Genomic DNA, 19,744 nt, shown 5'->3' with positions numbered 1-19,744 from the left:
CGGAGGCGGCGCGCTGATCCTGTCGAGGATGCGCTCGGTCGTTCCGGGGGTGGCCCGAACACGAGAGAACCGTGCGGCAGGTTCGTGGACCGGGTCACAGGGCCGGCGGATGGCCAGACGGCAGGCGCCGGATCGCGACGACGGCTGCGTCGTCGTCGAGGTGTCCGTGGACGTGGGCCAGTAGGTCGCTCTGGAGACGGCGCAGGAAGTCGTCGGGGTCGTCCGTGGTCCACTGCGGCGCGCGCTCGGTCAACGGGTAGAAGAGCCCTTCTCTGTCGCGTGCTTCGATGACGCCATCGGTGTAGAGGAGCAGCAGGTCGCCGACCTCGAACGGGAACGTCTGGACGGCGTAGTCGGTGATGCCGAAAGCCCCGCCGAATCCGATCGGGAGGTGGCTCGCCTCGGCCACGAGCGGGATGAGCCGATTTCCGCGGAGGACGAGCGGCGGCGGGTGACCGCAGCTGATGAGATGGACGACCGGCTCGTCGTCGGGGATGTCGAGCAGGACGGCCGTGGCGAAGTCCTCGATGGTGTCCTGCTCTGCCTGCGGCCGCCACTGGCTGGTGTCCCAGCGGAACGCTCCGTCCAGGTGGACGGCGAGGCGCGGCAGGGTGGCCTGCCGATGGGCGGCCGCCCGGAACGCACCGAGCAGCAGGGCGCTGTTGCTGATGGCGCCCAGGCCGCTGCCACGCACATCGCCGATGAGGAGCCGGGTGCTCCGGTGGGCGGTGCGCGCGGCCGCGTAAAGGTCTCCGCCCAGCTCGGCTTCCTCCTCGGCGGGGATGTACAGGCCGGCGATCCGCAGGGGGCCGGATTGTGCGGGCAGCGGCCGCAACAGCACTCTTTGGGCCGCCTCGGCCACCGACCGCATCTGGTGCAGCTGCCGCTCGTGGCGGTCCCTCACCACGCAGACGGCGACGCAGACGGCCGAGACGACGATCAGGGCGGCGATCTGGGCCTGGATGTTGGCGGTATCCGAGACCCCTCTGAGCACGCCGATCAGCACCTGGGCTGCTACCGCGAGCGCCCCCACTGCCGCCGTGGTGCGGGCGCCGGCGAACGCCACCGTGATCGCGGGCGCCGCCACGAGCAGTGGACCGAGGTGGATGTGCGGCGGAGACAACACGTCCACCACGCACACTGTGACGATCAGCCCGAGCGGGATCACGAGCAGCGCGGGCGCGTGTCCCGGCCGCCAGGAACGCCGGACGTCCGACCATGCTCGAAGGACCATGCCCCAAGCCTTCCACCCGCCTCCGCAAGCCGAGGACGCGGCGCTCCGGGGGAGGAGGCGATGCCTGTGGTCGTGTGAGACGGGACAGGAACGCGAAGAGTGCCCGACCGCCTCCCCTTGCGATGGAAGCCGCTTCTGCTGAGTCCGTCGTCGGACCAGGTCTCCTCGCCACGTTGGCGGCGGACCAGGCGACTGCTGCCCATCGACAGGGGGATGCACCGGGCCCCGCCTCCATGATCGAGCGGATCAAGGCCACGGCCGGGACCCGGCTCGGCGAGCCTGAGCGAGCCGTTGGCGTGAGGGCGCCCGTGCACGGCGGAACTCCGCGACGCCCTGACGGTGACCTGGTAACGGAGCCGGCCGAGCAGAGTGGCGCGCAGGTTCGGTACGAGGTGCCGGATATCGGCGCAGCGTGGAGACGCGCACGGGGGACCGGCGCCCACCCCGCTGCCCTGCGGCCGGGAGGCAGCAGTCGGATCTCTCTGGGATCCTGGCCGTGAAGCGTGTGCCGGGCACACAGCGAGGAGACGCAATGTCCGGAGAGTTCGAGGCCAGCGTCGAGGTCGACCGTCCGGTGGAGGAAGTCTTCGCCTACCTCGTCGACGGCCGCAACGATCCCGAGTTCAGCCCCAGGGTCCTGGAGATCACGAAGACTCCGGACGGCCCTACCACTGTCGGGACGGTCTTCCGCAGCACCGTGAAGGACGCCGGGATGAAGACCTCCCGCGAGTTCCGCATCACCAGCCTGGACGTGCCACGCACGATCCGCTGGAGTGAGCAGAGCAAGAACATCATCACGGCCGAGGGAGGCTATGACCTCGAACCGCTGCCTGACGGCCGCACCCGGGTGCGGATCTTCAACGTGCTCGAGGGTCACGGACTTGGCCGAATCCTGCTGGGACCGGCGCTTCGCGCGGCTCGTAAAGATGCTCCCGACTTCGGTCTCCGGATCAAGGCCGCCGTCGAGCGGTCCTGACCCGGCGGCGGCCCGAGGCCGCGTGACGTGCAGCTCCTGGAGCGAGGGTTCGCTCTCGAATGTTTCTTGGCGATGGGGACGTGAACCCGGCAACCAGTTCCGGTTTGGGTAGTGGTGGGCGAGATCGGACGAGCGTCCGCCCGACTGATGACCGTGCCGGAGGTGAACGTGGTCTCCGTGAGGGCGACGCCCGGCGGCCGCCCGCGAGTCGATCTCCGACGGACGTAAACGACTCATCAGGAGCAAGTCATGGGCCTCATCCAGATCGAACTGTTCGCGACCCTCGACCTCGTCGCGCAGGCGCCCGGCGGCCCGGATGAGGACCCCGTGGGCTTCCCGTTCGGCGGCTGGCAGGCGCCCCTGCTGGACGAGGTCGCCGGGGCGCAGATCCTGGCCGCGTACGAAGGCACGGATGCTCTCCTGCTCGGCCGGCGGACGTACGACATCTTCGCCGCCTACTGGCCGCACCAGGAGGGCGGCGAGGACAACGAAATCGCCACGCTCTTCAACAGGGTGCCGAAGTACGTGGCCTCGCGCGGCACGCCCGACCTCTCGTGGGCCGGGTCCACGCATCTCGGCCCGGACCTCGCCGACGCCGTGCGCGAGATCCGCGACCGGCACGAGCACGTGAAGGTCGTCGGGAGCCTGAACCTCGTGCAGACCCTCCTGCGCGAGAAGCTGTTCGACCGTCTCGACCTCTGGCTGCACCCCATCGTGCTCGGAGTGGGGAAGACGGTGTTCGACGCCGGCGCGGTGCCCAGCAACCTCACACTCCTCGCACCTCCGGTAGCCAGCCCGAAGGGAACCGTGTTCCTGCGCTACGGGCTTGCCGACGGCATGCCCGCCACGGGAGACATGAGCGCACCCGATCGCGGTGTCGGAAGCGACGACTGAAGCCCCTTGGATCATGCGAACCGGTTGATCGACGAGTCCATGCGGTGCTGGGAGGATCCGGCGGCTGATGTGGAGGACGCTTGAGCGGCGTTCTGGCCCGGAAATGCCCCGGAACAGCTGGTCAGGACTGGGATGCGGGTGGGCCGAGTATGGTCCGGATCTTGGTTCCCCATTGCCGGACCTGTGGGCGTGGCTGGGCCGTCCGCGCAGCCGGGTGAGTGTGGTCTGCAGGATTCTCTTCGATCGGTCCTGCTCTTCCTGCTGTTCGCCCGAACGGGCCGTCCGTGTTGCTCCCGGCCGCGTGGGCGCCTCGGATGGAAGAGGTGAGAACGAGAGTCGCCCCGGCGAGCGTCGGCCCGATGAACAGGAGCGCACCCCCATGTACGTTCGCACCATCTACGCCATCGGTGATCCCGCCAAGATCGACGCATGTGTGGACGCGCTCCGCGAGGAGGCCCCCAGGGCGTTGGCCGGCCAGCCCGGATACCGGGGCTTCGCGCTGTTCACCGACCGCGAGCTCGGCAAGATTCTCACGGGTTCCTGGTGGGAGAGCGAACAGGCGCTGCGGAACAGCGACGATCAGCTCAAGGAGCGACGCGCGACGATGCTGGCTCCGTTCGCGAACACCGTGACGGTCGACAGCTGGGAGGCAGCGGTGTTCACTTCTCCCGCGGAGGTCGGACCCGGCGCGGGTTTCCGCCTGACCCGGTTCGAGATCGACCCGTCCGGCGCCGACCTGCTGGTGGAGACGTTCCGGGGCACCACGCTGCCCAAGGTGCAGGCCATCGCGGGCTTCGAGACCGCGGCGATGCTCCTGGACCGGGCCAGGGGTCGGGGCTGCGTGGGCGTGCTTTATGCCGATCAGACCGCGCTGGCGGCCTCCCGCGGCAAGCAGTCGGCGGCCCGCGGCGAAGCGGTCACGAAGACGGGGGTGTCCATCTGCGGCCTTGAGGAGTTCGAAGTGGTCACGCTCGAACGCCGGTAGGCCGTCTACGCGTGAGCGGGTAGCAGAGTACGGCGTGGCACCGGCCTCCTGGGTCGCCCGAGCACGGGTGCGATGTGGTGGCGTACATCGGGCGCGGATCGATGGTCCTGATTCCCTCGGGGCAAAGGTTCCGGAGGTGGTGCCCATCGGAAGCGACAGCAGCCGGAGGACGCTGTTGCCGGTCGGTGCGGGCGGGGGTGCCGGTGGAGAGGATCTGCTCGACGACGGGGCGTCCGATCTCGAAGGCGTCGGCGGCCTGACGGCCCCGATGGGGTGGTCACGTGGCCTCCGCAGGCGGAGGCGGTGCCGGAGCGGTGCGTCGGCCTCCGGCGTAAGGTCAGGGGTGTGCAGCCGATCAGCACCTCCGGCGCACCGGCCCCGCCCGCAGCACTCCGGCCCGCCGCGCCGCCGTCGTCGCTGTCGCCGTCGCGGGCGGGCGACTTCATGCAGTGCCCGCTGCTCTACCGGTTCCGGGTGATCGATCGACTGCCGGAGAAGCCGAACGCGGCGGCGGTTCGGGGCGTGCTGGTGCACGCGGTGCTGGAGCGGCTCTTCGACGTCCCGGCGGCGGAGCGCACGGCCGTCCGGGCCCGGGCCATGGTGGCGGGCGAGTGGGAGCGGTTGCTGGCGGCGCGGCCGGGGCTCGCGGAGTTGTTCGCGCGGGACGGCGGGACGCCCGCCTCGGAACGGGTCGCGGAGTGGCTGGCCACGGCGGAGCAGCTGGTCGAGCGGTGGTTCACCCTGGAGGATCCGACCCGACTGGAGCCCGCGGAGCGAGAGTTGTTCGTCAGGACCACGCTGGATTCCGGGCTGAGGCTGCGCGGGATCATCGACCGGGTGGACGTGGCGCCGACCGGCGAGGTGCGGATCGTCGACTACAAGACCGGCCGGGCGCCCCGGCCTGAGTACGAGGCGGAAGCGCTGTTCCAGCTGAAGTTCTACGCCCTGGTGCTGTGGCGGCTGCGTGGCACCATGCCACGCAGCCTGCGGCTGGTCTACCTGGGCAGCGGGGACGTGCTCACCTACGACCCGGTGGAGGCCGATCTGCGGGCCGTGGAGCGCAAGCTGCTGGCGCTGTGGGACGCGATCGGGCGGGCGACGCGGACGGGCGACTGGCTCCCGAGCCCGAGCCGACTGTGCGACTGGTGCCCCCATCGGGCGCTGTGCCCGGCCTGGGGCGGCACTCCGCCGCCCTATCCCCTGGCCGTCACCACGGACCCGGCCGCGGGGGAGGGCGAGCGCCCGGCCGCCGACGCCGGCTGAGGCCGGAGGTGTCCGACGCGTGCGGAGGGCATTATACGCCTCCTTTCTGACATTTCATCCTTTCCTGCATTTTTCTTGCCGAAAAGGGTGGATTGCTACCTCTTGGGCGCCTAGTGTGGGTGTAGACAGTAATTCGAATACATATTCGATCCGAGGGTGGTCGCGCGGGGGGCACGTCCTGCCGGACGAGGACCGCGTCCCCTGCCGGCCGGACCCACCCGGAACCGCCGTCGCAGACGCCAGGAGAACGGCGTGAACCTCACCTTCACCACCGCCACCAAGGAACAGGCCAAGGCCCGCATCGCGCTCGCCGGCCCCACCGGGTCGGGCAAGACCTACACCGCCCTGGTCACCGCCGCCGGGCTCGGCGAGCAGGTCGCCCTGATCGACACCGAGCACGGCAGCGCCGCCAAGTACGCCGACGAGTTCGCCTTCGACACCCTCCCGCTCACGACGTTCCAGCCCACCACCCTCGTCGACGCGCTCGCGGTGGCCGCCCACGACGGCTACGACGTCATGATCGTCGATTCCCTGAGCCACTTCTGGTCCGGCACCGGCGGGATGCTGGAGCAGGTCGACAACGCGGCCAAGCGCCTCGGGGCGGGCGGCAGCTTCGCCGGCTGGAAGGAGGCCCGCCCCCAGGAGCGGGCGATGATCGACGCCCTGCTCGCCTACCCCGGTCACCTCATCGTCACCATGCGCACCAAGACCGAGTACGTCGTGGAGGCCGACGAGCGCGGCCGCAAGGTGCCGCGCAAGATCGGGCTCAAGCCCGAGCAACGGGAGGGCATCGAGTACGAATTCGACATCGTCGGCGATCTCGACCACGAGAACACCCTGGTGATCTCCAAGTCCCGGGCGAAGCTGCTGTCCGGGACGGTGCTCCACACGCCGGGCCCGGAGTTCGCCGAGGCCGTCCTCGGCTGGCTGGAGGCCGGCAAGCCCGCCCCCTCCGTTTCCGACTACGTCACGGCGGCCACCGCGCCGGGCGTCGGCCACGAGGAGCTGCGCACCCTGTACGAGGAGGCCCGCCGGCACAACCTGCTGGGCGCCGCCGTCCTGGACGACACCGGGGAGACCCGCACGCTCGGCCAGCTGATAGTGCGCCACGGCACCGCGGCAGCGAGGAACAGGGTCGCCGAGGACGTCGAGTCCGGGGCCGGGACCAGGCGGGAGAACGGGACCGAGCGGAAGGGCAAGTCCGCATGAGCCTGAAGGAGCACGCCACCCGGGTCGCCGTACTCCGGGTGCTGCGCGACGCCGTCGACGCCGAGTACCGGACCGAGCGCCACGAGGTCCTCGAAGGGCTGCGCGCGGCCCGCGCCGAGCTGAACCTGAAGTCGGTCCGGGTGGCCCTGCCGGACGACACACCGGTCGCCACCCTCACCCTCGTCGACCCCAAACCGACGGTCGTGGTCGCCGACGAGGAGGCCTTCACCGCCTGGGTGGCCGACAACCACCCCGGCGAGGTGGAGAAGCTGGTCCGGGTGCACCCCGGCTGGCAGCGGCAATTCCTCGCCCGGCTGACCTGCCTCGATCCGGTCGCCGACCCGTACACCGGCGAGGCGATCCCGGGGCTGGGTGTGCTGTCGGCCTCCGAACCGCGGTCGTTCAGTCTGCGCCCCCTGCCCGGCGGGCGGGAACGGATCGCCCGCGCCTGGCACACCGGCACGCTCGACCTGCGCCGTCTGCTCCCCCTCAAGGGTGGCGAGGATCCATGACCGCTGTCATCGCCCACCCCGACCGGGACACGCTCGGCACGGTGTGGTTCCTGGTCTCCCAAGCCGGTCACCTCGATTGCGGCCGCTGGACGTTCGAGGACGACAAGCGACTGCGGTGCGCCTGCGGGGCCGTCCTGTACGTGTACCAGCAGCCGGTGGACGCGGCGGGAAGCGGCACATCGGCGTCAGCCGGGACGTTCCCCCGCGGAAGGGAGGAACGCATGCTGCCGGCCGAGACGGCCCAGCTCGTCGCCCTGGTCGCGGCGATGTGCCCGTCGATGCACCTGGAGGACACCACGACGGATGCCTGGCACCTGCTGCTCGCCGACCTGGACGTCGCCGATGGGCGGGCGGCTGTGACCAGGCTGGGCAGGCAGCGGTCCCGTATCGCCGCCGCCGACATCCGCGCCGAGGTGCGCGCGATCCGGGAGGAGCGGCTCGCCCGCAACCCGCTGCCACTCCCGGACAGCGACCCTGACGACCCGCGCCGTTATCGTGCGGAACTCCTCGCGCTGGTGACCGCGATCGCCTCAGGACAGCGAGTCGAGCGCGTACCCGCCGCCCCGGTCGGTCCGCCCTCCCACCTCACCCGCTCGAAGCGCGACCCGCGCGTCCGCTTCCTCCGCGTGCCCTGTCCCTGGTGCGGGGCCGCCGTAGGCCGTCCCTGCACCGTCCCCCGGCTCGGGATCCCGCTGAGGAGGGCCCCTGCCCACCAAGCACGACTCCTCGCAGCCGGGCCCGCCGAGCCCGGGCCGAGGCAGGAGGGGGAAGCGAGGTGAACCCGATGATCGCCCCCCATTCGATGAAAGGCCGCCGTACCGGAGCCCTGCGAGGCTGCCCGTCGAACTCGAACAGGCACGGGTGAGGAATCACCCGTCGCACGAGAGGAAAGCCGCCATGGTCGGTGAAACCGTCATCACCGTCGTCGGCAACTTGACCGACGACCCCGAGCTGCGCCTCACCCCGTCCGGCGACACGGTCGCGCACTTCACCGTCGCGTCCACGCCCCGTACCTTCGACCGCCAGAGCAACGAATGGCGGGACGCCGAGACGCTGTTCCTGCGCTGCTCGGTCTGGCGGCAGGAGGCGGAGCACGCCGCCGAGTCCCTGACCCGCGGCACCCGCGTCATCGTCCAGGGCCGGCTGCGCCAGCGGACGTACGAGACCCGGGAGGGCGAGAGGCGGACCGCCATCGAGCTGGAGGCCGACGAGATCGGCCCGTCGCTGAGGTTCGCCGCCGCGATGATCACCAAACCCCCGCACACCGGCGTCCCCGCCGGTTCACGCGGCGGCCCCCGTGCTCCCGCAGAGGACCCGTTCACCCGGCCCGACGGCGGCGGCGAGCGACCGGTCCCCGCCGAGGACGGACGACATGCCCCCCGCGAGGAGACGGAGCCCTTCTGACGGGTCGGCGCACCCGTGCGCCGGCCGCGACCACACACCGCACCCATCCGAGGCGGACCCCATGAAGGAACAGGACCGCGAGGAAGCGCTCGAGCTCGCCCTCGCCCAGATCGAGAAACGGTTCGGCGCGGGTTCGGTGATGCGCCTGGGCGATGAGCCGGGGGTCCCCATCGAGGTCATCCCCACCGGCTCGATCGCCCTGGATCTCGCCCTCGGCGTCGGCGGCCTGCCGCGCGGCCGCGTGGTGGAGATCTACGGCCCGGAGTCCTCCGGCAAGACGACCCTGGCCCTGCACGCCATGGCCAACGCGCAGAAGGCAGGCGGGACCGCGGCGTTCATCGACGCCGAGTACGGCCTCGACCTCGAGTACGCCAGGCGGCTCGGCGTCGACATCGACGCCCTGCTGGTCTGCCAGCCGGACAACGGCGAACAGGCCCTGCAGATCGCCGACACCCTCATCCACTCCGGCGCCCTGGACCTCATCGTCGTCGACTCCGTTGCCGCGCTGGTGCCGCGCGCGGAGATCGAAGGCGAGATGGGCGACCCGCACGTCGGCCTGCAGGCCCGGCTGATGAGCCAGGCGCTCCGGAAGATCGCCGGTGCGCTGAGCCACTCCGGAACCACGATGATCTTCATCAACCAGCTGCGCGAGAAGATCGGTGTGATCTTCGGCTCGCCAGAGACCACCCCTGGCGGCCGGGCGCTGAAGTTCTACGCCTCGGTCCGTCTGGACATCCGCCGGATCGAGACCCTCAAGGACGGCACCGAGCCGGTGGGCAACCGCACCCGCGTCAAGGTGGCCAAGAACAAGGTCGCCCCGCCGTTCAGGCAGGCCGAGTTCGACATCCTCTACGGCCGGGGCATCAGCCGCGAGGGTGAGCTGATCGACCTGGGCGTCCAGCAAGGCCTCGTCCGCAAGTCCGGCACCTGGTACACGTACGAGGGCGACCGGCTCGGCCAGGGCAAGGAGAACGCCCGCGCCTTCCTCAGGGACCACCCCGACCTCACCGACGAGATCGAGAAGAAGACCAGGGAGAAACTGGGCATCGGGGCGAAGCCGGAGGTCCCGGCGGCGGAGCCCCGGGCGGATACGGTGAACCGAGTGGCCGCACCCGGCACCGTGCCGTTCGACTCGGCTGCGGCCGGTCGGCGCTCCACCGGGCCGACCCCGTCGGCCCCGAGCGGTCCGGCCCCCCGCGTCCTCCTCGACGGCACCCCGGCCGGGCCATGAAGACCAGCCCGCCGCTCCCTCACCCCGGCGCGAGGCGAACGCCGGTGAACCGGGGCGGCACCATGTTCCCCGGCGCCGCCACGCCCCGGGACGAGACGCCCACCCCGGGCAGGACCGCCGTCGGCCGGCCCACCGCGGCGGAGCCGGTCCACCAGCTGGTCGCAGCCCCCGCCGACGGCGAGGACCGGGCCACCGAGGCGGCGTTGCGCCCCAAGGACCTGGACGGGTTCATCGGCCAGGAACGGGTCCGCGAGCAGCTCGACCTCGTCCTCAGGGCCGCGCGGCAGCGGAGCGCCACCGCCGACCACGTGCTGCTCTCCGGTGCCCCGGGGCTCGGCAAGACCACCCTGGCGATGATCATCGCCGCGGAGATGGGAGCCCCGCTGCGCATCACCTCCGGCCCCGCCATCCAGCACCCCGGGGACCTGGCGGCGGTCCTGGCCTCGCTCACCGGGGGCGAGATCCTCTTCCTCGACGAGATCCACCGCATGTCCCGGCCCGCCGAGGAGATGCTCTACCTGGCGATGGAGGACTTCCGCGTCGACATCGTCGTCGGCACCGGCCTCGACGCGACCGCCATGTCCCTCGAGCTGCCGCCGTTCACCCTCGTCGGCGCCACCGTCCGGGCCGGCCTGCTCCTCCCGCCGCTGCGCGACCGCTTCGGCTTCACCGCCCACATGGAGTTCTACGACCCGGCCGAACTGGAGCGCGTCATCCACCGCTCCGCCCGGCTGATGGAGGTGGAGATCGAGCCCGCGGGCGCCGCCGAGATCGCCGGCCGCTCCCGCGGCACTCCCCGCATCGCCAACCGGCTGCTGCGCCGGGTGCGGGACTACGCCCAGGTCACCGCGGACGGAGTGGTCACCCGCGAGATCGCGTCCGCGGCCCTGGGGGTCTACGAGGTCGACGGCCGTGGCCTGGACCGCTTGGACCAGGCCGTGCTGCACGCCCTGCTGAAGCTGTTCGGCGGCGGACCGGTGGGCCTGGCCACCCTCGCGGTCGCGGTGGGGGAGGAGCGGGAGACGGTGGAGGCGGTCGCCGAGCCGTTCCTGGTTCGGGAGGGGCTGCTGGCCCGGACGCCCCGGGGGCGGGTCGCGACGCCCGCCGCCTGGGTCCACCTCGGGCTCGTACCGCCGCCCGGGCCGCCCCGGTCATGAGCTGGACAGGGTCCTCGGCGGGGGCCCGGTGCACGGTGCCGTCGTGCTGCTCGCGGGCGAGCCCGGCGTAGGCAAGTCGCCACAGCGCCCTCACACGACGCCGAGAACGGCACCTCCACGATGCTGCCGGGCCGGCCCTGTCGACGTACACGTGGACGAGGTCGCGCCCCTGATCGAACCGACGCCCTGGCGACCCGTGCGTGCTCCTACAAGGGGTACCGTCCGCCGATGCCCTGGTGGTCGGGTTGTTGCGCCATGGCCCGGCGGGCCGGGTCGGTGAACTCTCGCTCGACCGTCTCCTGCAGCAGACGCATCTCCGCTCGCACAGCGGCGTGCTGGGGTGGCGGCAGGGTGTCGAGCAGGCCTTCGAGCATGGCGCGGAGCCGACGGCAGACCTGCACGGACGACCCTCCGTACTCGCGGATCTCGCATACGGCGAGCTGAAGGAAGTTCTCCCAGTCCCGCCCTGGGAGCACGAGCCGGGGGCGCTCGTGGCGATCGGCCAGCACGTATCGACCGGGGAGACGTGTGCTGCCGACCGTGTGCAGGAAGGACTCGATGTAATTGATCACCTGCACCGCGGTCGTAGGGTCGTTCACCGCGGGGGAGAGGGCCCTGATGGCGATGTCGACGAGGACCCTCAGGGCGAATGCGGGATCCTGCTCGATGGTGCGCTCGTCCCCGAGGGCGACGAGATCGGTCACCCGGTCCGGGTCCGGTTCCGACGTGCCCCCGTGGACCTCGATGAGGACGGAGCCGGGCGGTACGAAGTCGCCGATGAGCCGGGTCACCACGAAGACGCAGTCGTGGCGCGCCGCCTCGGCGACCAGCCCGGCCACGTTGAACGCCTGGATGGCTCCGCCGATCCCGGTACGCAGGCTCAGCACCGGACCGTCGGACGTCACGGTCCCGTCTCCGCGTGGTGCCGCACCCCGGATCGCCGCGGCCCCGCTGGTGAAAACTGCCTCTCCCATGCGGGTGACGAGATCGGCGATGGCCACCGGCCTGAGGTTGTGGGTGAACCGGTTGAGGTAGACGAGCAGGAGTACGAGGCTGACGGCCACCGCCATGCCGGCCAGGGTGACACCGAGGTCGGGGACGGAGTCGGTTTCGACACTGCGCAGCAAGGAGAACGCGAACGCGAACGTCCCGGTGAAGGTTGCCAGCACCGCCTTCTGCAGCCGGTCCCGGTACCACAGGCGCATGTAGCGAGGGGAGAGGGTGCCCGTCGCCTGCTGCACGACGAGCACGCCGATGGTGACGACGAATCCGAGCAAGGCCACCATCGCCCCCACGATGGCGGAGAGGACACCGCTTGCCGTCGTCGCCGAGTAGTGCCAGCCGCTCGGCCAGTCCGCGCCGTCGGCCGCGAGGGCAAGCTCGGCGAGCAGGACGCCGAGGACCAGGCCCGACAACGGCACGATCCACAGGCTTGCCTTGACGTATTGCCGCAGCCTGAACCTGGCTGCCCAGGACGTCAGGACACCCACGTCACGCCTCCTTACCCGGAGGAGCCCGGTGCTCTTGGGACACACGAGACCGAGGGCCTGAGCGGGAGCACTGACACCTCACGGTAGAGCCCTTCTCGGAGCGGCGCAGTGGGAGGGCAGCCGCGTCGCCGGTGCGACCGGCTCACCAGGCCGGGACGACACCGTCGGCCTAAGCTGGCCGAGTGGTGCCCGGACCACTCAGGGCGCCGCGCAATGGTGCCCGATCGTTGTCCGTCGGCGCCGAAAGGGGCTCAAGATGGATGAATACCCCCTGATCGAGAACCACGGCCTGATCGGTGATCTGCAGACCGCGGCCCTGGTGACAACCGATGCGACGATCGACTGGTTCTGCTGTCCGCGTTTCGATTCGCCCAGCGTCTTCGGTGCTCTGCTCGACCGGCGGAAGGGCGGCCATTTCACCGTCAGGCCGGCCGCGGATGCCTACACCACCAAGCAGCTCTACCATCCGGACACCGCCGTTCTGGTGACGCGTTTCATGACCGAGGCCGGAGCGGGCGAGGTGGTCGACTTCATGCCGGTGACCGGTACGACGGCGACCGACCGGCACCGTCTGGTCCGCATGCTGCGCTGCGTGCGGGGCAGCATGACTTTGGAAGGGGAGATCGCTCCGCGCTTCGACTACGGGCGCAAGCCCCACGAGCTGCACATCACGGAGCACGGAGCCCTGTTCACCTCGGAGGACCTGGACCTCGCGGTCCACGTCGTCCGTGAGCCGCAGGACGACCGGCTGCTGACCAGCCTCTCGGGTGGCAAGGACCTCCGCTTCAGTCTGACCCTGCAGGCGGGGCAGCAGCGCGGCATCGTCGTGGAGTCGTCCCCCGCCGGGCCGCCGCACGAGGTCCGCTCGGCGGAGTTCGACCAGCTCTTCGACGGGACGGTCGGCTTCTGGCGTTCGTGGCTCGGTCAGTCCACCTACTCGGGTCGGTGGCGGGAGGCGGTGGAACGTTCCGCCGTGGCGCTGAAGCTCATGACCTACGCACCGACGGGTGCCCTGGTCGCCGCGCCGACGACGGGTCTGCCGGAGCAACTGGGCGGAGAGCGCAACTGGGACTACCGGTTCACCTGGATCCGTGACGCGTCGTTCTCGGTGTACGCGTTGCTGGGACTGGGTTTCAAGGAAGAGGCTTCCGCGTTCATCGGCTGGTTGCACGACCGGGTCAAGGAGAAGGCCGGCGAGGGGAACGGCACCGGACCGCTGAACATCATGTACCGCGTCGACGGCACCTCCGATCTGGTCGAGGAGACCCTGGACCATTGGGAGGGGTACCGCGGTTCCGCGCCGGTCCGCATCGGCAACGGAGCCGCGAGCCAGCTGCAACTGGACATCTACGGCGAGGCGCTCGACAGCATCTACTTCGCGCACCAGCACGGCATGCATCTCGACACCGGGGGCTGGACCGCGCTGCACACGCTGCTCGACTGGCTGGTCGACCACTGGGACCAGCCCGGAGAAGGGCTGTGGGAGACCCGGGGAGGCCGGAAGGACTTCACCTACGGCCGCGTGATGTCCTGGGTCGCCTTCGACCGTGCCCTGCGGATCGCCTACGACGACGGTCGTCCCGCGGCCGGCGGCCGCTGGGTGGACGCGCGCGACGAGATCTACGCGCAGGTCCTCAGCCGAGGATGGGACCCGGGGAAGCAGGCCTTCGTGCAGCATTACGGCGACGACGTACTGGACTCGTCGTTGCTGCGCATGCCGACGGTCGGCTTCATCACGCCGGACGATCCGAAATGGAAGACCACCCTTGAGGCGATGGACCGTGAGCTGGTCAGCGACAGCCTGGTCTACCGCTACAACCCCGAGGCGTCACCCGACGGACTGCGCGGCTCCGAGGGCACTTTTTCCCTCTGCACGTTCATGTACGTCGACGCCCTGGCGCGGGCCGGACACACCGACACGGCCCGGTTGGTGCTGGAGAAGATGCTCACCTACGCCAACCACCTGGGCCTGTACTCCGAGGAGATCGCCCTGACGGGGCAACAGCTGGGCAACTTCCCCCAGGCCTTCACGCACCTGGCCCTGATCGACGCGGCCATCACCCTGGACGCGAAGCTCAAGGAAGTACGCGGGGGCGGGAGGTAGTCGCACGCGGCGGGCTCGCGGGGTTCACTGCTCTCCGGTCGTCGGGACCGAACCGAGGAGAACGACCGTGTCGCCCTCGTGGAGGACGGTCTCCTGCCTCTCGGTGACCGGGTCAAGCCGCTGGTCGGCCCGCACCACGAAAAGAGCGTCCTGCTCCGACGACAGCGGGGTGGAGGCCGGCTGCACCACGAACCGGGCGCCCTGCTCGTACCGCTCCGCCAGGACACGGCGGACGAGGGAACGGCCGAAGAGGATGTCGCCGCCGGTGTAGGGAGCCACCACTCCATGGCTGTCGTGTGGGGGGCCGACCCGGTACACGGGCCCCTCGACGTTGTCCTGCATCACGACGGAGGCGAGCGCGTTGAAGTCGTCGTCGTCGGTGGCCAGGAACACGGCCGTCACTCCCTCGAGCCGCGCCCCGGGGTTGATGGCCGTGGCCAGCAGATCGCCCTTGGCCAGGTCGAGCCCCGCCTCCTTGATCCGTTCCCGTTCCTCGTCGAGCCCCGCCCACATCAACACGTCGAGTCCGGCGGACCGCAGGGCTCTTCCCAGGTCGACCACCCACGCCTCCCCGCCCACGAGGAGGATGCGCGTGCCCGCTGGTTTGACGACGCCCAGGCGCCTGGCCATGGGTGCGGCCGTCAGCGAGTAGAGCAGGACGGTTCCCACGATCACCAGGAACGTGACGGGAAGGATCTTCGCGGCCCCGCTCTCCCCTCGCTGGACCAGGCTGGCGGAGAACGTCGACGCCGTGGCGGCCGCGACGATGCCGCGTGGGTCCATCCATCCGATGAAGGCCCGCTCCTGGCGTCCCAGGCCCGAGTGCGTCGTCGCGGCGAAGGCCACGAGCGGTCGCACCACCAGGACGAGGATCGCGATGAGGGCGAGCGCGGGAAGGAGCACCGGTACCAGGGATGCCGGAGTGACGGTGGAGGAGATCGAGACGAAGAGCAGCCCGATGATCAGTTGTACAAGGGTCTCGAAGAAGGGACGCCGAGCCGGCATGTCGAAGCCGCGGATGTTGGCGACGGCCAGGCCCGTGAAGATGGCGGCGATGAGCCCCGTGTCGTCCCGCACGATGTCGCAGCCTGCGGACACGGCGATCACGGTGGCGAGTTGCGCCAGCGTACCGAGGATCTCGCCGAGCCGAAGGGTCCGCAGGGTGAACCACAGCAGCGCGGTTCCCACGAACCCGCCGACCAGCCCCACGGCCATGCTGATGCCGAACTGGCCCAGCTGGTACCCCCGGCCGATGTCGACCTGGTGCGTCGTGGCGATGGCGTGGAAGGTGAGCGCGCCGAGAATGCCGCCGATCGGGTCGGTCAGCGTCCCTTCCCAGATCAGGATGCGTCGCACCTTGTCGGTCGGCCGCACGAAGTCGAGCAGGGGACCCACGACGGTGGGGCCGGAGACGACGAGGATGACGCCGAGCATCGCGGCCACGCGCAGAGGCATGCCGAACATCGCCGGTGCGATGGCCGCGATGACGAGGAACGTCAGCAGCACGCCGTACAGGAGCAGCCGTCCCACGGTCCCCCGGGTGTGGCCGGTGAGCTTGCGCAGGTCGAGCCCCTGGCCGGCGTCGTAGAGGATCACCGCCACGGAGAGCGACACCAGGGCGTCGAACGCCGACCCCATCAACCTGTCCGGATGGATGACATCGGTGATCGCGCCGGCGGCGAACCCGACCGGCAGCAGGATGATGAGGGCCGGGAGGCGCACCTTGCTCGCGAGGATCTGCGAGCCGGTGGCGAGCACCACCGTCAGGGCGAGCCCGAGAAGGATCTCGTCGTCGGTCACAGCGGCTTCCTTCGTCGGATTTCAGGCGCGAGGAGGGTGGGCGGTCAGCCGCCCGGTGCCGTGTTCTCGCCGTCCGTGCCGCTTCCTCCGCGCAGCTCGGCGTCGGTGAGTTCTTCCAGCTCTCCGCGGGTGTCCAGCCAGTAGAGGAGGACGACGGCCGGCACGACGAGCACGAGGGCCACCAGGGTGACGATCGCCAGCCACGCCAGTGTGGCGGGCGCGCCCGCGGCGTCGGCCACGGTCAGCGAGGTGGGGAGGAGGTACGGGCGCTGGGCCATGCCCCAGGCGACGACGGCGGAGGCGACGACCCCGACCGCCGTGACGCGCATCCACGCGCCGGGCGTCCGCCGGAGCAGCCAGGCTGTCGCGAGGGCGGCCACTCCGGCCAGGACCACGAAGAACAGCCCGAGACCGTGGGTGAGTCCGTGCCACACGTAGGGGGAGTCCTCATGGGTGACGAACCCGGTGATCACGGCCAGGACGGTGAGGACGGCGAGGCTGCTCAGGGCCCGCCACCTGAAATAGCCGACCAGATCGGTCGCGTCGAAGCGGCGGGCGTCCCCCGTGAGGAAGACCGCGCCGACGAAGGCCGTCGCCGCGATGGCGATCAGACCGAACATCAGAGACGTGGGATTGGCCCAAGCGTCCACCGAGGCTTCGGTACCGGGTGCCACCCGCCCTGACGCGACGCCGCCGACGGCTGCGCCGAGGAAGAACGGCGTGACGACCGAGGCCACGGCGAACACGGCACCGTACAGCCGTCGGCCGGCGAGCCGCCGGGAGGGCTTGCGGAACGCGAAGCCGGCGCCGCGCAGGACCATGCCCACGGCAGCCAGTGCCAGCGGGAGCCACATCGCCGAGAACACGGTCTGGAACAGAGTGGGGAATCCCGTCCACATGATGACGAGAACGAAGATCAGCCAGACGTTGTTGACCTCCCACACGGGAGCCATGGCGTGGTCGATGAGCCATCGGGGGCGTCTTCCGCGCTCGGTGCCCCCTGCCGTGAGATCCCAGAAGCCGGCCCCGTAGTCGGTGCCGCCCGCTGAGGCGTACGCGGCCACGGCGAGGAGCAGCACCACGGCGATGAGGTCGGCGGTCATCGGTGGTCGCCTTCGGCCCCGGCGTCGCCGGACGCGGCGGGGGCGTCACCCGCGGGGACGGGTGCCCGTGGCCCGTAGGGAGTGTCCGCCTCCGGCGCGTCAGTCGGCGGCCCTCCTGCTGCCCGCTGCTCGTCGGCGAGCCGCCAGCGGGTGCGCATCTTGAGCAGGATGACGAGGAACGATCCGAACAGGAGCACGTACACCAGCATCACCACACCGAGCATGATCCACAGGGTCGTGGAGCGGGTGAAGGTCACGGCCTCGGCGACACGCATGTTCTGGTAGACGATCCAGGGCTGGCGTCCCACCTCGGTGGCGATCCAACCCGACTCGACGGCCACGACGGAGGCGACGCCCGCACAGGCCGCGGAGCGGTAGAACCACTTCGACGCGGGAAGCCGTCGGTACCGCAGCCAGACCAGGCCGTACCAGAGGGCGAGCAGCACCAGTACGGACCCGATCAGGACCATGAGGTCGAAGGCCCAATGGGCGATGGTCGCCTGTGTGGCCGTGGGGCGCTGGTCCGCCGGGACGGAGGTCAGCCCCACCACCTTCGTGTCCGCGCTGAATCCGGCCAGGAACGAGTCGAGCAACGGGATCTTGATGCCGCCCTTGACGCTCCCGTCCTCCTGTAGGCGCCCGAAGAGGTACTCCGGTACCCGGGTGTCGGTCTTCCAGACGATCTCCATCGCGGCGAACTTCACCGGCTGCTTGTGGAACACCGACCGGGCGATGGAGTCGCCCAGGACGAACTGCACCGGAGTGGCCACCGCGGCGATCGTGAACGGAACGGCGAAACCGAGCCGGTGGTAGTGGTCCCGGCGGCCGCGCAGCCAGCCCACGGCGTAGACACCGGACACCACGAAGCCCGCGGTGAGGATCATCGCCACGACGAAGTGCCAGTACTGCGGCCCGAACATCGGCGTGAAGATCGCCTTCCAGACGTCGACGTCGACCGGGTTTCCCTCGGAGTCGAGGGAGAAGCCCTGCGGCGTGTTCATCCAGGAGTTGGCGGCCAGGATGCCGAACGCCCCGAGCAGCGCGGCTGCCGGGAGCGGCAGCCCGAGCAGGAAGTGCGTCCGGGGCTTCAGCCGCCGCCATCCGTACAGATAGATCGCGATGAGTACGGCCTCCAGGAAGAACGCCCAGGCCTCCACGCCGAATCCGATGCCGAAGACATCACCCCACCTCCCCATCATGCCGGGCCAGAGCAGGCCGAACTCGAAGGACAGCACGGTGCCGGTGACGATGCCGAGCGCGAACTGCACCGCCATGACGGCCGACCAGCGCCGCGCCAGGAGCAGCGCCGTGGCGTCCTTGCGGCGCAGCCCGCGGTAGTGCATGACCAGGGTGATGAAGGGGAAGGCCACGCCCAGGGGTACCAGGATGATGTGGGACGCCAGGGTGAAGGCCATGAGTTCCCGGGCCGGTAGAAGTTGGGCCGGGGCATCCGCCAGCAGGTGGAACGAGGTGGACATGCTCGCCTTTGCTGTTCGTGACGTCCGGGAGGGTCAGCCGCCGGTGGCGAAGCCCGGGAAGAGGGTCATTCCGCCGTCGACGTAGAGGGTGGCTCCCACCACGTAGTCCATGAGGTCGGAGGAGAGGGCGACCACGGCGTTGGCGATGTCCTCGGGGTCGCCGATCCGGTCGTACGGGATCAGCCTCAGCAGGTCCTCCCGGGCCTCGGCCGTCTCCCAGGCGGCGCGGTTGATCGGCGTCTTGATCGCCCCCGGGGCGACCGCGTTCACCCGGATCTTCTCCGGCGCGAGCTCCTGGGCCAGGGTCTGCATCATCATCTGCACACCGCCCTTGGAGGACGCGTAGTTGACGTGGCCCGCCCACGGGATGATCTGGTGCACCGAACTCATGCAGATGATCTTCCCGGCGGCGCGGGACACCTCGGGGACCACGCCGCGGCGCCGGAATTCCTTGGCGGCCTCCCGGGCGCACAGGAACTGACCGGTGAGATTGACGTCGATGACCTTCTGCCACTGGGCGAGCGTCATGTCGGTGAGCCGGGCGTCGCGCTGCAGTCCCGCGTTGGCCACCAGGACGTCGATGGTCCCGAACTCCTCGACCATCCGGTCCATCATGGCCGTGACCTGGTCCTCCTGGGACACGTCGGCCTCGTAGGCCGCCGCGCGCACGCCGAACGAGGCGATCTCCCTGACCACTTCCTCGGCCGCGTCACGGTCGGCCACGTAGTTCACGACCACGTCGGCGCCGGCTCGGCCCAGACCGATGGCCGTGGCCTTGCCGATGCCCGAGTTGGCCCCGGTGACCAGTGCCTTCTGGCCCTGCAGCAGACGTGCGGGGATCACACCCTGCGGTGTCTCCACGGTGGAACCCATGTTGCCCTGCCTCCTCGCTGCATGACTGCGC

At 70.4% G+C, this 19,744-nt stretch carries 17 protein-coding genes; 11 read left to right on the top strand and 6 right to left on the bottom strand.

Annotated features, from left to right (window positions below):
- Positions 1–94: 94 nt before the first annotated feature.
- Positions 95–1,234 (bottom strand): PP2C family protein-serine/threonine phosphatase, encoded by a 1,140-nt coding sequence (locus ACFCY7_RS05325; RefSeq protein ID WP_376481492.1) that lies wholly within the window; start codon positions 1,232–1,234, stop codon positions 95–97.
- A 532-nt stretch (positions 1,235–1,766) separates the two neighbouring features.
- On the opposite strand from ACFCY7_RS05325, the gene ACFCY7_RS05320 reads away from it, so the two are divergent.
- The 10 genes from ACFCY7_RS05320 (at position 1,767) to ruvB (ending at position 10,865) form a co-directional block, all read left to right on the top strand.
- Positions 1,767–2,210, top strand: a complete 444-nt coding sequence (locus ACFCY7_RS05320; RefSeq protein WP_376481570.1) for an SRPBCC family protein — start codon at positions 1,767–1,769, stop codon at positions 2,208–2,210.
- A gap of 249 nt (positions 2,211–2,459) precedes the next feature.
- Entirely contained in the window at positions 2,460–3,104 is a 645-nt protein-coding gene (locus ACFCY7_RS05315) for a dihydrofolate reductase family protein (RefSeq protein ID WP_376481490.1), read from the top strand.
- Positions 3,105–3,483: 379 nt separating this feature from the next.
- A complete protein-coding gene (locus ACFCY7_RS05310; RefSeq protein WP_376481489.1) occupies positions 3,484–4,089 on the top strand; it encodes an antibiotic biosynthesis monooxygenase in 606 nt (201 codons plus the stop codon).
- Between the two features lie 345 nt (positions 4,090–4,434).
- The gene (locus ACFCY7_RS05305) at positions 4,435–5,352 is read left to right on the top strand and encodes a RecB family exonuclease (RefSeq protein ID WP_376481487.1); all 918 of its coding nucleotides are present in this window, start codon (positions 4,435–4,437) and stop codon (positions 5,350–5,352) included.
- Between the two features lie 252 nt (positions 5,353–5,604).
- Positions 5,605–6,561 carry an ATP-binding protein gene (locus tag ACFCY7_RS05300; RefSeq protein WP_376481485.1) on the top strand — a complete coding sequence of 319 codons (957 nt, stop codon included), beginning with the start codon at positions 5,605–5,607 and terminating at the stop codon, positions 6,559–6,561.
- Entirely contained in the window at positions 6,558–7,073 is a 516-nt protein-coding gene (locus ACFCY7_RS05295) for a hypothetical protein (protein WP_376481483.1), read from the top strand. The genes ACFCY7_RS05300 and ACFCY7_RS05295 overlap by 4 nt, the downstream gene beginning before the upstream one ends.
- Positions 7,070–7,852 carry a hypothetical protein gene (locus ACFCY7_RS05290; RefSeq protein WP_376481481.1) on the top strand — a complete coding sequence of 261 codons (783 nt, stop codon included), beginning with the start codon at positions 7,070–7,072 and terminating at the stop codon, positions 7,850–7,852. The genes ACFCY7_RS05295 and ACFCY7_RS05290 overlap by 4 nt, the downstream gene beginning before the upstream one ends.
- A gap of 118 nt (positions 7,853–7,970) precedes the next feature.
- Complete coding sequence (locus ACFCY7_RS05285) at positions 7,971–8,477, top strand: single-stranded DNA-binding protein (protein WP_376481480.1); 507 nt, start codon at positions 7,971–7,973, stop codon at positions 8,475–8,477.
- A gap of 61 nt (positions 8,478–8,538) precedes the next feature.
- On the top strand, positions 8,539–9,708 hold the full coding sequence (gene recA, locus ACFCY7_RS05280) for a recombinase RecA (RefSeq protein WP_376481478.1): 1,170 nt from the start codon (positions 8,539–8,541) through the stop codon (positions 9,706–9,708).
- Positions 9,709–9,770: 62 nt separating this feature from the next.
- Positions 9,771–10,865, top strand: a complete 1,095-nt coding sequence (ruvB, locus tag ACFCY7_RS05275; RefSeq protein WP_376481567.1) for a Holliday junction branch migration DNA helicase RuvB — start codon at positions 9,771–9,773, stop codon at positions 10,863–10,865.
- Between the two features lie 206 nt (positions 10,866–11,071).
- Here ruvB and ACFCY7_RS05270 read toward each other — a convergent pair whose 3' ends face one another.
- Positions 11,072–12,355: a DUF2254 domain-containing protein gene (locus tag ACFCY7_RS05270; protein ID WP_376481476.1), complete on the bottom strand. Its 1,284-nt coding sequence runs from the start codon at positions 12,353–12,355 to the stop codon at positions 11,072–11,074.
- 223 nt (positions 12,356–12,578) lie between these two features.
- Between ACFCY7_RS05270 and ACFCY7_RS05265 the strand changes: the two genes are divergently transcribed.
- Positions 12,579–14,459, top strand: coding sequence for a glycoside hydrolase family 15 protein (locus ACFCY7_RS05265; protein WP_376481565.1), 1,881 nt, complete (start codon positions 12,579–12,581; stop codon positions 14,457–14,459).
- 24 nt (positions 14,460–14,483) lie between these two features.
- Here ACFCY7_RS05265 and ACFCY7_RS05260 read toward each other — a convergent pair whose 3' ends face one another.
- Genes ACFCY7_RS05260 through ACFCY7_RS05245 form a run of 4 tightly spaced genes read right to left on the bottom strand, consistent with a single transcriptional unit; the run spans position 14,484 to position 19,713 of the window.
- Positions 14,484–16,259, bottom strand: a complete 1,776-nt coding sequence (locus ACFCY7_RS05260) for a cation:proton antiporter (protein WP_376481475.1) — start codon at positions 16,257–16,259, stop codon at positions 14,484–14,486.
- 44 nt (positions 16,260–16,303) lie between these two features.
- On the bottom strand, positions 16,304–17,362 hold the full coding sequence (locus ACFCY7_RS05255; RefSeq protein WP_376481474.1) for a cytochrome d ubiquinol oxidase subunit II: 1,059 nt from the start codon (positions 17,360–17,362) through the stop codon (positions 16,304–16,306).
- Positions 17,359–18,840, bottom strand: a complete 1,482-nt coding sequence (locus tag ACFCY7_RS05250; protein WP_376481472.1) for a cytochrome ubiquinol oxidase subunit I — start codon at positions 18,838–18,840, stop codon at positions 17,359–17,361. The genes ACFCY7_RS05255 and ACFCY7_RS05250 overlap by 4 nt, the downstream gene beginning before the upstream one ends.
- 33 nt (positions 18,841–18,873) lie before the next feature.
- Positions 18,874–19,713, bottom strand: coding sequence for an SDR family oxidoreductase (locus ACFCY7_RS05245; protein ID WP_376481471.1), 840 nt, complete (start codon positions 19,711–19,713; stop codon positions 18,874–18,876).
- Positions 19,714–19,744 lie beyond the last annotated feature (31 nt).

It is taken from the genome of Streptomyces sp. NPDC056361, from assembly GCF_042262805.1.
In the GTDB taxonomy this organism is placed as follows: domain Bacteria; phylum Actinomycetota; class Actinomycetes; order Streptomycetales; family Streptomycetaceae; genus Streptomyces.
This window is presented reverse-complemented; position numbering and strand designations above follow the sequence as displayed.

Excerpts from the sequence above, each read along its gene's own strand:
- ACFCY7_RS05325 (WP_376481492.1), bottom strand. The coding sequence starts at position 1,234 with ATGGTCCTTCGAGCATGGTCGGACGTCCGGCGTTCCTGGCGGCCGGGA.
- ACFCY7_RS05320 (WP_376481570.1), top strand. The coding sequence starts at position 1,767 with ATGTCCGGAGAGTTCGAGGCCAGCGTCGAGGTCGACCGTCCGGTGGAG.
- ACFCY7_RS05315 (WP_376481490.1), top strand. The coding sequence starts at position 2,460 with ATGGGCCTCATCCAGATCGAACTGTTCGCGACCCTCGACCTCGTCGCG.
- ACFCY7_RS05310 (WP_376481489.1), top strand. The coding sequence starts at position 3,484 with ATGTACGTTCGCACCATCTACGCCATCGGTGATCCCGCCAAGATCGAC.
- ACFCY7_RS05295 (WP_376481483.1), top strand. The coding sequence starts at position 6,558 with ATGAGCCTGAAGGAGCACGCCACCCGGGTCGCCGTACTCCGGGTGCTG.
- ACFCY7_RS05290 (WP_376481481.1), top strand. The coding sequence starts at position 7,070 with ATGACCGCTGTCATCGCCCACCCCGACCGGGACACGCTCGGCACGGTG.
- ACFCY7_RS05285 (WP_376481480.1), top strand. The coding sequence starts at position 7,971 with ATGGTCGGTGAAACCGTCATCACCGTCGTCGGCAACTTGACCGACGAC.
- recA (WP_376481478.1), top strand. The coding sequence starts at position 8,539 with ATGAAGGAACAGGACCGCGAGGAAGCGCTCGAGCTCGCCCTCGCCCAG.
- ruvB (WP_376481567.1), top strand. The coding sequence starts at position 9,771 with ATGTTCCCCGGCGCCGCCACGCCCCGGGACGAGACGCCCACCCCGGGC.
- ACFCY7_RS05255 (WP_376481474.1), bottom strand. The coding sequence starts at position 17,362 with ATGACCGCCGACCTCATCGCCGTGGTGCTGCTCCTCGCCGTGGCCGCG.
- ACFCY7_RS05250 (WP_376481472.1), bottom strand. The coding sequence starts at position 18,840 with ATGTCCACCTCGTTCCACCTGCTGGCGGATGCCCCGGCCCAACTTCTA.
- ACFCY7_RS05245 (WP_376481471.1), bottom strand. The coding sequence starts at position 19,713 with ATGGGTTCCACCGTGGAGACACCGCAGGGTGTGATCCCCGCACGTCTG.